We start from the raw sequence: 13,253 nt of genomic DNA, 5'->3' as shown, positions 1-13,253 counted from the left end.
AATCGATTGAATGGAAGGGATTGTCGCAGATTTCGCCCCGTCGGGAGACGTTCTGTCACGTGGCGATTGTCTTTATGCCCGTCCCGGCAGCGACTTTTACTACAAGACTATGAGGTCGCTTCGCACTACTAAAAAGTGAAAGTCCGATTTGATGAATGAAATACGCAGGCTTCAATCAGTCTCCAGATATGTCTGGCAGATCAGAACGTACCTTATTGAAAACGGAGCTCCATATGCCAATCGATTCCGTCACGTCGCGCTTGCCGAACTACGAAGAGTCCATGCGGGCCCAACCGCGTTCGGCGGATACGCAGCCACCGCCACGCTATGAGTTTCCTCCGGCCTACACGGAAAGACCGTCGTCAACACCCGCCAACAGCCAAGTCTCGTCGGAGCCGCCAACAAACCTGAGGTTGAATCGAATTTCGAATTATCACCTTACAAGCCAGGCAATAAGAGGAATGAACTTCACGAGCGGTCTTTAGCATCGCGGTCTTTGCGTCGGTACGAAAGCGCATCGATGACCTTACCGGCGCGAATCGCGCCCTGCAGCCCGCCCCCCTGAGCAACCAACTGAGTGGACAGGGCCTGGAACAGGCGGTGAAACATATCAACGTCCTTGAGAAAGAGATTGCCCTGTTGGATAGCCACATCAAGCAACAGCCGCAACCCATCGCTCACGCCGTGGAAGACGCCTTTCTCAGGCAACGCAACGCCATGACCGAGTGTCGCAATGCCTGGGCAATGGGTCGCTTGAAAGGCAGCAGCCAATTCAAATCCACCCTTGGCCTGGTCCCGGAGTGTAAACGCCTGGAGCAGAATCTTGAGCGGCACAACCAATCAGCACCGGTGTAACTGGCACTCCATCGACTGGAACGCACTGTCGAAGCCGGACAGCGCAATGGCCTTGAGGAAAAACTCTCGCCCCAGGCGGTCGATGCCGCGCGGGACGCCCTGGTGAATTTGCGCGATGCCTGGCACAGCGGCAAGCTTGATGGCAGCTCGATAGAGGGCATGAATCCTGTCCTGGTGCTGACCCCGCCGAACAACCGCCGAATCAAACTGGAATTGGAGGTTATCGAGAAGGGTTTTGTACAACTGGACGCAGTGCCCCGAGCGGAACAGGCCGGCAGTGCCGAGGATCGCGCGCAGTTCAAGGCACTGATTCATTCCGCTAACAGCGCGCACGTCAAGCAGGCGGCTATCGGCCAACTTAAAGACAGTAATAAACAACGGGCGCTGGTCGCCGAGCTGAATACCGATTTGCGCACTATCTACACCGACCTGAGAAACAACCTGGCTGTTCATCGCATGACCGCTTCGCATCCATAAGGCGGTCGAGAAGGATTTTTGCTACACAAATCCAGTAACGCGCCTTACACGTTAAAAGCTGAAGTCCGATAGGCCGTATGCGCTGGCAGCGCGTTCAATGAGTCGTCCAGATACCCCTGGCCAACCTAAACACTCCAGCCTGTTACGGAGGCTTTATGCCCATTGATTCCAACCGCTATTCCAACAACAACTCCGGCAATTACTCGGATCGATATGCCAGCAAACATCAGGATGTCGCGCCCTCAAATCCCGCGCCACAAGGCTCCTGGAAACAAAGTTCAAGCAGCACGGGCTCATCCGCGACACTGCTCGATAAACAACCTTACTCCAGCTTTAGCCCTGCCCGGCAAAAAGAGCTCGACCAACTGAAAAAAACCAAGGATGCGCTGGAAAGACTACCCGTCGACTTCCCGACGCCCGCGCTTCCTAAAACCACCTATCAAGCGCCTATCAATCTATTGGAACAGCGCATCAAAAAGCTCGAGGTCAACCCTGAAAGCAAAAACCCGATCACTAAATTCAGCAATTATCGAGAGCATAAAAAAACCGATAAGGCGTTGAACCGGGAGATGGGGGCACTTTATAAACAAGCGCGGGACGTACAGACCAATGGCTCGAACACCACCGACAGGAACCGCGCATCAAACGTCACCGACACGCTGACGATACTGGGCAAGGATCAACCCTGGCTTAAGGAGGTTCGCAAGGAAAATCGCAAGGAAGGTGCCTAAGGCTCTTCGATAACAGGCGCCCACTTCGACTGACTGCGCCCTGCAGTCAGTCACTCTTTCAAGTCCCTAGGCCTTCTTCATCGCGCGGCTCCTTGCGCCGATACGGAAACACGTCAATTACTTTCCCCGCGCGAATGGCCTCTTGCAGCCCTTTCCAGTAATCCGCGTTGTACAGCTCGCCGTGCAGTTCATCGAACAGCTTACGCTGGCCGGCGTCGGCGAACAGGAACGGCGGGAATTCCTCGGGGAATACATCCAGCGGGCCGATCGAGTACCAGGGCTCGGAGGCCATTTCGTCTTCAGGGGTACGCGGTGCCGGGATGTGGCGGAAGTTGGCTTCGGTGAGGTAGCAGATTTCGTCGTAGTCGTAGAACACCACACGGCCGTGACGGGTAACGCCGAAGTTTTTCAGCAGCATGTCGCCGGGGAAGATATTCGCCGCCGCCAGTTGTTTGATCGCCAGGCCATAGTCGTCCAAGGCCTCACGCACCTGGGCCGGGTTGGCGTTCTCGAGGTAGAGGTTGAGCGGGGTCATGCGCCGCTCGGTCCAGCAGTGACGGATCAGCACCGTGTCGCCTTCGACTTCAACGGTGCCGGCGGCGACGTCCAGCAGCTCGGCCAGGCACTCGGGTTCGAACTTGCTCAGGGGAAAACGGAAGTCGGCGAACTCCTGGGTATCGGCCATGCGCCCGACCCGGTCGACGCTTTTGACCAGGCGATACTTCTCGATCACCGTGGCACGGTTGACGTTCTTGGAGGGTGAAAACCGGTCCTTGATGATCTTGAACACGGTATTGAAGCCCGGCAGGGTAAACACACTCATGACCATGCCGCGCACACCGGGCGCCATGATGAATTGATCATCAGTACTGGCCAGGTGGTTGATCAGCGCGCGATAGAACTCCGACTTGCCATGCTTGTAGAAACCAATCGAGGTGTACAACTCGGCGATGTGCTTGCCAGGCAGGATGCGCTTGAGAAAGCCGATGAATTCCGCCGGCACCGGCACATCCACCATGAAGTAGGACCGGGTGAATGAAAAGATGATCGACACGTCGGCTTCGTCCGTGATCAGCGCGTCGATCTGGATGCCCTGCCCCTCGCGGTGCAGCAGCGGGATCGCCAGCGGCCATTGTTCGTCGTGGGTGTAGAGGCGCCCTACCAGGTAGGCCCCTTTATTGCGGTAGAGCACCGAGGAAAACAACTCAACCTCAAGGTCCGGGTCCTTGCACACCCAGTCCGGCAGGTTTTCCCGCAGCTGGGCTTCGAGGCGGTGCAGGTCGGCTGGCAGGTCGGCGTAGGGTTCGTCGAAGCTGTAATCGGCAAAGACCTGCGCCAGCATCTGCGAGAGGTTCCCGGCGGGCGTGTAGGTGCGGGTCTGCGCCGCGCGTGCCCGGCGCAGGCTGGGCCGGGTGGTGTGGATGAACATGCAGCCGTCGCTGATCAGGTCATGACTGAACAGGCCGCAGAAGATCGAGTTGTACCAGGTCTCGGACAGTTCATCGTCCAAGCGCTGGTCGATCAGGGTGATGTAGGCGCTTTTCACCAAGGGCCACGCAGCAATATCGAGTAGTACGACATCATCGAAATGTTCACGCAGACGCACGGTCACCTCACCGACCTTTTCCTCATAGAGGTTGATCCGCGCCGCCGACGCCGCCTGCCCTTGTTGCCACCGGGCCTTTTCGAAACGCTCGCGAGCGCCATCGGTGATCTGGCGGAAGTGCTCACGGTAATCGTCGAAGCCATCGAGGATCATCCGGGCAATAGCGAGGGCGGACTGCGTCATGCGGGAAACCTCGAACGGGCAACGGGAAGCCTTGAGCTTAGCCAGTGCAGGGGGGGAAGGAGAAGGGTCATTTTTTGTGCGGCCCTGTACACTCGCCGCCTTACTGACCTGGGAGTGTTCCGTGAGACCTGTCGACACCCTGTACTTGTTGGGGCTGGCCGCCATCTGGGGCGCGAGCTTTCTGTTCATGCGCATCATCGCGCCGGAGATCGGCGCGCTGCCTACGGCGTTTTTCCGCGTGTCGATTGCCGCCGCCGGGTTGCTGGTGATCCTGGCGATGATGCGGGTAAGCTGGGATTTCCAAGGCAAGTTCAAGACGGTATTGCTGTTGGGAGTGATCAACTCCGGGATTCCGGCGACTATGTATTCGGTGGCCGCCCAAGTGCTGCCGGCCGGCTACTCGGCGATCTTCAACGCGACCACGCCGCTGATGGGCGTACTGATCGGCGGGCTGTTCTTCAGCGAACGCCTCACCCCCTCGAAAATCGCGGGGGTGTGTCTGGGTTTGTTCGGCGTGGTCATACTGACCCGCGCCGGGCCGGTGGCGTTTGACCTGGAATTGTTGATGGGCGCATTGGCCTGCCTGCTGGCCACCACCTGTTATGGCTTTGCCGGCTTTCTCGCGCGGCGCTGGCTGGATCAGCGGGGCGGGCTGGACAGCCGCCTTTCGGCGTTGGGCAGCATGCTCGGTGCTACGTTGTTCCTGCTGCCATTGTTTGCTTACAGCGCCATCAGCCATCCCCCCGCCAGTTGGGGTGGATGGCAGGTGTGGACGTCGCTGCTTGGGTTGGGGTTGGTGTGTACGGCGTTTGCGTATGTTTTGTACTTCCGACTGCTCACCGCGATTGGCCCCGTGAGATCGATGACCACCACCTTTCTGATACCGCCGTTTGGGGTGTTGTGGGGTGCGTTGCTGCTGGATGAGCCGTTGTCGATGGCGCATGTGTATGGAGGGGTATTGATTGCCGGAGCGCTGTGGCTGGTGTTGCGGCCTAAAAAACGCTGAGGCCGCCATCACATCGGTGAATGCTGGCGGGCCGATTGTTGCAAAAATAAGTTAAATAAACCCCCGTTCCGGCCGACAACCCTTGAAAGCCTTGCGGATTGAACAATCATGCGTAATAACCAGCCCGTTACCCAGCGCGAACGTACCTTCCCCGCTCAGCAACGGTTGATCTCCACCACAGATGCCAAGGGCGTGATCACCTACTGCAACGACGCGTTTGTCGAGATCAGCGGGTACACCCGCGACGAACTGGTCCGTGCCCCGCATAACCTGGTGCGTCACCCGGATGTTCCGGCCGCGGTGTTCGCGCATATGTGGTCCACGCTCAAACAAGGCTTGCCATGGATGGGCATTGTCAAGAATCGCTGCAAGACCGGTGATCACTATTGGGTTAACGCCTATGTGACGCCGGTCTTCGAAGGCAACCAGGTGGTCGGCTACGAATCGGTGCGCATCAAGCCCTCCGCCGAGCAGATCCGCCGCGCCGAAGCGCTCTACCAGCGCATCAACCAGGGCAAGTCGGCGATCCCCCAGCGGGACAAGTGGCTGCCGGTGTTGCAGGACTGGCTGCCGTTTATCCTGATCAGCCAGTTGAGTTTCATGATCGGCGCCACGCTGACTTCGCAATGGGGCTTTGCCCTGGCGGCGGGGCTGTCGGTGCCGCTCGGCCTGCTGGGCCTGAGCTGGCAACAGCGCGGCCTCAAGCGCCTGTTGCGTCTGGCCGAGCAGACCACCTCCGACCCGCTGATCGCGCAGATGTACACCGACAGCCGTGGTGCCCAGGCGCGGCTGGAGATGTCGATCCTCAGCCAGGAAGCCCGCCTGAAGACTTGCCTGACGCGCCTGCAGGACACCGCCGAACACCTCAACGACCAGGCTGCGCAATCCAACACCCTGGCGCATAACAGCTCCAGCGGCCTGGAACGCCAGCGCGTGGAAACCGAACAGGTGGCCACCGCGGTCAACCAGATGGCGGCCACCACCCAGGAAGTCGCCAGCCACGTGCAGCGTACCGCCGATGCGACCCAGGAGGCCAACCGCCTGACGGGCCGCGGCCGCGATATCGCCGGGGAAACCCGCGAGGCGATCCAGCGTCTGTCCGTTGCGGTGGGTGAGACCGGCGTGACCGTGACTCAACTGGCCAAGGACAGCGATGAAATCGGCGGTGTGGTCGACGTAATCAAAGGCATTGCCGACCAGACCAACCTGCTGGCGCTCAACGCTGCGATTGAAGCGGCGCGTGCCGGCGAGATGGGCCGCGGCTTTGCCGTGGTCGCTGACGAAGTGCGTCAACTGGCGCAACGCACCGCCGAATCGACCGGGCAGATCCATGCCCTGATCGCCAAGCTGCAGCAGACGGCCGCCGCTGCCGTGCAAACCATGGACGCCGGGCATCGCCAGGCCGAAGAAGGCGTGGCGCGGGTGATGGAAGCGGACCAGGCGCTGGTGGGGATCAGCGAAGCGGTGGCGCACATCACCGACATGACCACCCAGATCGCGGCGGCAACCGAAGAGCAAAGCTCGGTGGCCGAGGAGATCAGCCGCAACATCAGCACCATTGCGCTGTTGGCGGACCAGACGTCGGAACAGGCGATGAACTCGGCGCAGTTGAGTGAAGAGCTCACGCATACCGCCAATACCCAGTATTCGCTGGTGGAGCGGTTTAACCGGTAGACCGCTTTCGCGAGCAAGTCGAATCGTCGCACCGCCGCCCCCACATTTTGACGTGTGAACCCACTCGAATGTGGGAGCTGGCTTGCCTGCGATGGGCATAGGTATCTACACATTTTTGTAGTGAGCGGGCTTGTCGAATCGTCGCACCGCCCGCGCTGGGTGGCGAAGCCGCCCCAATAAAGACACCGCGCAGTTTCAGACAAACTCAATCCGCCTGGTTTGGGGCCGCTTCGCAGCCCAGCGCGGGACAAGCCCGCTCACTACACGGAGATTTGTCAGCCTTTGAAAGTTGTGTAGATACCTATACTGCGATGGCGCCCTAAAGGCTTGCAATAAACCCAGCCACTTTCACCGCCGCCGCTTCAAGATGCTGCTCATGACTGAACCCCGAGGCCTTCAACGGCTTCAAGTCATGATCCCCCGCCACCAGCCACATCACCTCGATGCTCGGCGACAACGCATACGCCTGCACCGTCGCGCGGTTGCCCAGCGCATCACGCTCGCCTTGCACAATCAACGTCGGCGTCTTCAACCCGGCCAGGTGCTCGACCCGTGGTTTTTCCGGTTTGCCCACGGCATAGAACGGATACCCCAGGCACACCAGCGCGTCGGCGTGTAATTCATCGGCCAGCAGACTGGCCATGCGCCCGCCCATGGACTTGCCGCCAATGGCCAATTTTCCCGCGACATGAGGTCGCACCTCGGCATACACCTCGCGCCACGCCTCCAACAGTTTCGGCGCCGGGTTGGGCGGGCGTTTCCCCCCGTCTGCACGGCGTTGGGCCATGTAGGGAAACTCGAAGCGCAACACGTTCACGCCATGCCCGGCAAGGCGTGCAGCCATGTCATTCATGAACCCGGAGTCCATCGGTGCGCCGGCGCCGTGGGCCAGGATCAGCGTGACCGCTTCGCCCGCGCGCTTGCCCAACGCGACATCCCACAGCCACCCATGTTCCCGCACACGCTGCGCCCATTGATCCTCGTCAATACTGGCCTTGTGCTCTTTGCCCATGCTTGCCTCGCTTTTTAGTCTGCCTATAACTCCAGCCCAAGTGCCGCATCTGCTTGGGTTGAACCGTGGATGGGGAACCATGAACACTACTTTAAGTACCGCCTATAACTACAAGGTGGTCCGCCAATTCGCCATTATGACGGTGGTGTGGGGCATCGTCGGCATGGGGCTCGGGGTTTTTCTCGCCGCCCAATTGGTCTGGCCTGCACTCAATTTCGATTTGCCCTGGACCAGCTTCGGGCGCCTGCGCCCGCTGCACACCAACGCGGTGATCTTCGCCTTCGGTGGCTGCGCGCTGTTCGCCAGCTCCTTCTACTCGGTGCAACGCACCTGCCAGACCCAGCTGTTCGCGCCCAAACTGGCGGCGTTCTGCTTCTGGGGCTGGCAGCTGGTGATCCTGCTGGCGGCGATCAGCCTGCCGCTGGGCTACACCAGTTCCAAGGAATACGCGGAACTGGAATGGCCGATCGACATCCTGATCACCATCGTCTGGGTGGCCTATGCCATCGTGTTCTTCGGCACCGTGGCCAAGCGCAACACCAAGCACATCTATGTCGGCAACTGGTTCTTCGGCGGGTTCATCCTTACCGTGGCCATCCTGCATATCGTCAACAACCTGGAAATCCCGGTCAGCCTGACCAAGTCCTACTCCCTCTACGGCGGTGCGACGGATGCCATGGTGCAGTGGTGGTACGGGCACAACGCAGTGGGCTTTTTCCTCACCGCCGGTTTCCTCGGCATGATGTATTACTTCGTGCCGAAACAGGCCGAGCGTCCGGTGTATTCCTATCGCTTGTCCATCGTGCATTTCTGGGCGCTGATCACCCTGTACATCTGGGCAGGCCCGCATCACCTGCATTACACCGCGCTGCCGGACTGGGCGCAGTCCTTGGGCATGGTGATGTCGCTGGTGCTGCTGGCACCGAGCTGGGGCGGCATGATCAACGGCATGATGACGCTGTCGGGCGCCTGGCATAAATTGCGCAGCGACCCGATCCTGCGCTTTCTGGTGGTCTCGCTGGCGTTCTACGGCATGTCGACCTTCGAAGGTCCGATGATGGCGATCAAGACCGTCAACTCGCTGTCCCACTACACCGACTGGACCATCGGCCACGTACACGCCGGCGCCCTCGGTTGGGTGGCGATGATCTCCATCGGCGCGCTGTATCACATGATCCCCAAAGTCTTCGGCCGCGAGCAGATGCACAGCGTCGGCCTGATCAACGCGCACTTCTGGCTGGCCACCATCGGCACCGTGCTCTACATCGCCTCGATGTGGGTCAACGGCATCGCCCAGGGCCTGATGTGGCGTGCGATCAACGAAGACGGCACCCTCACCTACTCGTTCGTCGAAACCCTGGTGGCCAGCCACCCTGGCTTCATCGTGCGGCTGGTGGGCGGTGCGATCTTCCTCAGCGGCATGTTCCTGATGGCTTACAACACCTGGCGTACCGTGCGTTCGGCGCAGCCTGTCGAAGCCGTCCCTGTCGCGCAGCTGGCCTGAGGAGTCTGTGATGAAACACGAAACGATTGAAAAAAACGTCGGCCTGCTGATGCTGCTCATGGTGCTCGCCGTGAGCATCGGCGGCCTGACCCAGATCGTCCCGCTGTTCTTCCAGGACGTGACCAACAAACCGGTCGAAGGCATGAAGCCCTACACCGCGCTGCAACTGGAAGGCCGTGACATTTACATCCGCGAAGGCTGCGTGCAGTGCCACTCGCAGATGATCCGTCCGTTCCGCGCCGAAACCGAGCGCTATGGCCATTACTCGGTCGCCGGTGAAAGCGTGTGGGACCACCCCTTCCTGTGGGGCTCCAAGCGTACCGGGCCGGACCTGGCACGCGTCGGCGCGCGTTACTCGGACGACTGGCACCGCGCGCACTTGTACAACCCGCGCAACGTGGTGCCCGAGTCGAAGATGCCGGCCTACCCCTGGCTGGTCACCGCCGCCGTCGACAGCAGCCACACCGAGACCAAGTTGAAAGTGATGCGCACCCTCGGCGTGCCCTACACCGACGACGACATCACTGCCGCCGTCGCCAGCCTCAAGGGCAAGACCGAGATGGACGCGCTGGTTGCGTACCTGCAAGTACTCGGCACTGCCATCAAGAGCAAGAGGTGAGCCATGGGATTTGAATTCGATGCGGGCACCATCCGCGGCCTCGGCACGCTGGTGGTCGCCATCGCCTTTATCGGCCTGTCGCTGTGGGTATTCAACAACCGGCGCAATGCGGAATTCGAGGAAGCGCGCCTGCTGCCCTTCGCCGACGAACCTGCGCCATCCGACGCTCACCAAGAGCCTGCAACAAGGAGCAATCGGCCATGACCACTTTCTGGAGTACATGGATCTGCGTACTGACCCTCGGCAGCCTCATCGGCCTGACCTGGCTCTTGATCGGCACCCGCAAGGGCGAGACCAAGGGCAGCGTCGACCAGACCATGGGCCACGCCTTCGACGGAATCGAGGAATACGACAACCCGCTGCCCCAGTGGTGGTTCATGCTGTTCGCCGGCACCCTGGTGTTTGCGGTCGGCTACCTGATCCTCTACCCGGGCCTGGGCAACTGGAAGGGCGTGCTGCCGGGCTATGAAGACGGCTGGACCTCGGCCAAGGAGTGGGAGAAGGAGATGGCCAAGGCCGACACCAGGTTCGGGCCGATCTTCGCCAAGTTCTCGGCCATGCCCGTGGAAGAAGTCGCCAAGGACCCACAAGCGTTGAAGATGGGCGGCCGCCTGTTTGCCTCCAACTGCTCGGTGTGCCACGGCTCGGACGCCAAGGGCGCGTTTGGCTTCCCGAACCTGGCGGACAACATCTGGCGCTGGGGCGGTTCGGCCGAAGCGATCAAGACCACCATCCTCAACGGCCGTCACGCGGCAATGCCGGCCTGGGGTGACATGCTCGGCGACGAGGGTGTGAAAAACGTTGCCGCCTATGTGCGTCACGACCTGGCCAAGCTGCCATTGCCGGCCGACAGCAGCGCCGACCTCGCGGCAGGCCAAGCGGCGTTCAACACCACCTGCGTCGCGTGCCATGGCCCCGAAGGCCACGGGATGGAAGCCATGGGTGCGCCCGACTTGACCAAACCGGGCGGTTACATCTACGGCACCAGCCTGGCGCAGTTGCAGCAGACCATCCGGCACGGCCGCCAAGGCCAGATGCCCGCGCAGGAAGTGTTGCAAGGCAATGACAAGGTGCACCTGCTGGCGGCCTACGTTTACAGCCTCTCCCACAACGCTGATGGCGCAACGCCGGAAAGCCAAGCCCAATAACCTCTGACTGCCGCCCCACCCGGGGCGGCAGCTTCCCGCCCCCTTCATGGTTAACGCTCGATTGAGCCGTACCTGCCTGCGCGACCAAGTGTCGCACCCTTCCAAAGCACACCTTTCCCCCCGCGCCATTCGGGTCTACGCTTTCGTGCAAGCGCAGCGGTTGCGGCGTGCGCAACGAGCGCCGTTGCGGCCCGAAAAAATTCCTGTCCACTCGATCAGCTTTCGATTTGGCAATTTGTCCTTACATCAAACATGGAAAGGGCGCAGAATCTGGCTTGGAACGCCTTGACGCAGGTCAGCGTTGCGTTGCATTGGCCTCTCGCTTTCTACATACTTGCGGCCGATTTTTACCTATAAAAAAACTAAACCGTGGAACCTTAGAATGAGCACAGCAATCAGTCCGACTGCTTATAACTATAAGGTAGTCCGCCAGTTCGCCATCATGACGGTGGTCTGGGGGATCCTTGGCATGGGGCTCGGGGTGTTCATCGCCTCGCAGCTGGTTTGGCCGGAATTGAATTTCGGCTTGCCATGGACGACCTTTGGCCGCCTGCGCCCGCTGCACACCAACCTGGTGATCTTTGCCTTCGGCGGATGTGCATTGTTTGCCACCTCCTACTATGTCGTGCAGCGAACCTGCCAGACGCGACTGATCTCCGACGGCCTTGCGGCCTTCACCTTCTGGGGCTGGCAAGCCGTCATCCTCGGCGCCATCGTCACCCTGCCGCTGGGTTACACCACCACCAAGGAATACGCCGAGCTCGAATGGCCCATCGCCATTTTGCTCGCCATTGTCTGGGTGACCTACGCCGTGGTGTTCTTCGGCACCATCGTCAAGCGCAAGACCAAGCACATCTATGTGGGCAACTGGTTCTACGGCGCGTTTATCCTGGTCACGGCGATGCTGCACATCGTCAACCACGCCTCGTTGCCGGTCAGCCTGTTCAAGTCCTACTCGGCCTACGCCGGGGCGACGGACGCGATGATCCAGTGGTGGTACGGGCATAACGCCGTAGGGTTTTTCCTGACCACCGGTTTCCTGGGGATGATGTACTACTTCGTGCCCAAACAGGCCGAACGTCCTATTTACTCGTATCGCCTGTCCATCGTGCACTTCTGGGCGCTGATCACCCTGTACATCTGGGCAGGCCCGCACCACTTGCACTACACCGCGCTGCCGGATTGGGCACAGTCCCTGGGCATGGCGATGTCGATCATCCTGCTGGCGCCAAGCTGGGGCGGCATGATCAACGGCATGATGACGCTGTCGGGCGCCTGGCATAAGCTGCGCACCGACCCGATCCTGCGCTTCCTCGTGGTCTCGCTGGCGTTCTACGGCATGTCGACCTTCGAAGGCCCGATGATGGCGATCAAGACCGTCAACTCCCTGTCCCACTACACCGACTGGACCATCGGCCACGTACACGCCGGCGCGCTCGGCTGGGTCGCCATGATCTCCATCGGCGCGCTGTACCACATGATCCCCAAGCTGTTCGGCCGCGCGCAGATGCACAGCGTCGGGCTGATCAACACGCACTTCTGGCTGGCCACCATCGGCACCGTGCTCTACATCGCCTCGATGTGGGTCAACGGCATCACCCAAGGCCTGATGTGGCGTGCGATCAACGATGACGGCACCCTCACCTACTCCTTCGTCGAAGCACTGCAAGCCAGCCACCCGGGCTTTATCGTCCGCGCCCTGGGCGGTGCGTTCTTTGCCACCGGCATGCTGTTCATGGCCTACAACGTCTGGCGCACCGTGCGTGCGTCCGACCCTGCGCAAGCTGAAGCCGCCGCCAAGATCGCCGTTGTGGGAGCCCACTGATGAAGCATGAAGTCGTCGAGAAGAATATCGGCCTGCTGGCCTTCTTCATGGTCATTGCCGTGAGTATCGGTGGCTTGACCCAGATCGTGCCGCTGTTTTTCCAGGACGTGACCAACAAGCCGGTCGAAGGCATGAAGCCGCGCAGCGCCCTGGAATTGGAAGGGCGCGACGTTTACATCGCCAACGGTTGCGTCGGCTGCCACTCGCAGATGATCCGCCCGTTCCGTGCCGAAACCGAACGCTACGGCCACTATTCGGTCGCCGGTGAAAGCGTCTGGGACCATCCGTTCCTGTGGGGCTCCAAACGCACCGGCCCGGACCTGGCCCGTGTCGGCGGGCGTTACTCCGATGACTGGCAGCGCGCGCATTTGTATAACCCGCGCAACGTGGTGCCTGAATCGAAAATGCCGGCGTACCCGTTCCTCGTGGAAAACAAGCTCGACGGCAAGGACACCGCCAAGAAGATGGAAGTGCTGCGCACCCTGGGCGTGCCCTACACCGACGAAGACATCGCCGGCGCGGCCGCCGCCGTTGAGGGCAAGACCGAAATGGACGCATTGGTGGCCTACCTGCAAGGCCTGGGCACCATCATCAAAAGCAAACGGTGATTCTT

Annotated in this window: 13 protein-coding genes; 10 read left to right on the top strand and 3 right to left on the bottom strand. The window is 60.6% G+C overall.

What is annotated here, in order from left to right:
* Positions 1-468: 468 nt before the first annotated feature.
* Entirely contained in the window at positions 469-834 is a 366-nt protein-coding gene (locus H0Z09_RS22775) for a hypothetical protein (protein WP_186693672.1), read from the bottom strand.
* A gap of 123 nt (positions 835-957) precedes the next feature.
* Between H0Z09_RS22775 and H0Z09_RS22770 the strand changes: the two genes are divergently transcribed.
* Positions 958-1,332, top strand: coding sequence for a hypothetical protein (locus tag H0Z09_RS22770; protein ID WP_186693670.1), 375 nt, complete (start codon positions 958-960; stop codon positions 1,330-1,332).
* A gap of 155 nt (positions 1,333-1,487) precedes the next feature.
* The gene (locus H0Z09_RS22765) at positions 1,488-2,063 is read left to right on the top strand and encodes a hypothetical protein (protein ID WP_186693669.1); all 576 of its coding nucleotides are present in this window, start codon (positions 1,488-1,490) and stop codon (positions 2,061-2,063) included.
* A gap of 58 nt (positions 2,064-2,121) precedes the next feature.
* Here the strand turns inward: H0Z09_RS22765 and aceK are convergent, their stop codons facing one another.
* The gene (gene aceK / locus H0Z09_RS22760) at positions 2,122-3,852 is read right to left on the bottom strand and encodes a bifunctional isocitrate dehydrogenase kinase/phosphatase (RefSeq protein WP_186693668.1); all 1,731 of its coding nucleotides are present in this window, start codon (positions 3,850-3,852) and stop codon (positions 2,122-2,124) included.
* A gap of 121 nt (positions 3,853-3,973) precedes the next feature.
* Between aceK and H0Z09_RS22755 the strand changes: the two genes are divergently transcribed.
* Both H0Z09_RS22755 and H0Z09_RS22750 read left to right on the top strand, forming a co-directional pair.
* Positions 3,974-4,858, top strand: coding sequence for an EamA family transporter (locus H0Z09_RS22755; RefSeq protein ID WP_186693667.1), 885 nt, complete (start codon positions 3,974-3,976; stop codon positions 4,856-4,858).
* Positions 4,859-4,966: 108 nt separating this feature from the next.
* Positions 4,967-6,532: a PAS domain-containing methyl-accepting chemotaxis protein gene (locus H0Z09_RS22750; RefSeq protein ID WP_186693666.1), complete on the top strand. Its 1,566-nt coding sequence runs from the start codon at positions 4,967-4,969 to the stop codon at positions 6,530-6,532.
* A 319-nt stretch (positions 6,533-6,851) separates the two neighbouring features.
* Here H0Z09_RS22750 and H0Z09_RS22745 read toward each other — a convergent pair whose 3' ends face one another.
* Complete coding sequence (locus tag H0Z09_RS22745; protein ID WP_186693665.1) at positions 6,852-7,544, bottom strand: alpha/beta family hydrolase; 693 nt, start codon at positions 7,542-7,544, stop codon at positions 6,852-6,854.
* 79 nt (positions 7,545-7,623) lie between these two features.
* Here H0Z09_RS22745 and ccoN (H0Z09_RS22740) point away from each other — a divergent pair, with 79 nt between their 5' ends.
* The 6 genes from ccoN (H0Z09_RS22740) to ccoO (H0Z09_RS22715) all read left to right on the top strand — a co-directional run bounded on the left by ccoN (H0Z09_RS22740) (position 7,624) and on the right by ccoO (H0Z09_RS22715) (position 13,248).
* Positions 7,624-9,048: a cytochrome-c oxidase, cbb3-type subunit I gene (gene ccoN / locus H0Z09_RS22740; protein ID WP_186693664.1), complete on the top strand. Its 1,425-nt coding sequence runs from the start codon at positions 7,624-7,626 to the stop codon at positions 9,046-9,048.
* 10 nt (positions 9,049-9,058) lie between these two features.
* Complete coding sequence (ccoO, locus tag H0Z09_RS22735) at positions 9,059-9,667, top strand: cytochrome-c oxidase, cbb3-type subunit II (RefSeq protein ID WP_186693663.1); 609 nt, start codon at positions 9,059-9,061, stop codon at positions 9,665-9,667.
* A 3-nt stretch (positions 9,668-9,670) separates the two neighbouring features.
* Entirely contained in the window at positions 9,671-9,871 is a 201-nt protein-coding gene (locus tag H0Z09_RS22730; RefSeq protein ID WP_076949454.1) for a cbb3-type cytochrome c oxidase subunit 3, read from the top strand.
* Positions 9,868-10,815 carry a cytochrome-c oxidase, cbb3-type subunit III gene (ccoP, locus tag H0Z09_RS22725; RefSeq protein ID WP_186693661.1) on the top strand — a complete coding sequence of 316 codons (948 nt, stop codon included), beginning with the start codon at positions 9,868-9,870 and terminating at the stop codon, positions 10,813-10,815. Before H0Z09_RS22730 ends, ccoP begins: the two co-directional genes overlap by 4 nt.
* Positions 10,816-11,197: 382 nt before the next feature.
* Positions 11,198-12,640: a cytochrome-c oxidase, cbb3-type subunit I gene (ccoN, locus tag H0Z09_RS22720; protein WP_076949456.1), complete on the top strand. Its 1,443-nt coding sequence runs from the start codon at positions 11,198-11,200 to the stop codon at positions 12,638-12,640.
* Positions 12,640-13,248 (top strand): cytochrome-c oxidase, cbb3-type subunit II, encoded by a 609-nt coding sequence (gene ccoO, locus H0Z09_RS22715; protein WP_186693659.1) that lies wholly within the window; start codon positions 12,640-12,642, stop codon positions 13,246-13,248. Before ccoN (H0Z09_RS22720) ends, ccoO (H0Z09_RS22715) begins: the two co-directional genes overlap by 1 nt.
* Positions 13,249-13,253: the final 5 nt, after the last annotated feature.

Origin of the sequence: Pseudomonas sp. SWRI18, from assembly GCF_014268345.1 — a bacterium.
In the GTDB taxonomy this organism is placed as follows: Bacteria; Pseudomonadota; Gammaproteobacteria; order Pseudomonadales; family Pseudomonadaceae; genus Aquipseudomonas; species Aquipseudomonas cedrina.
This window is presented reverse-complemented; position numbering and strand designations above follow the sequence as displayed.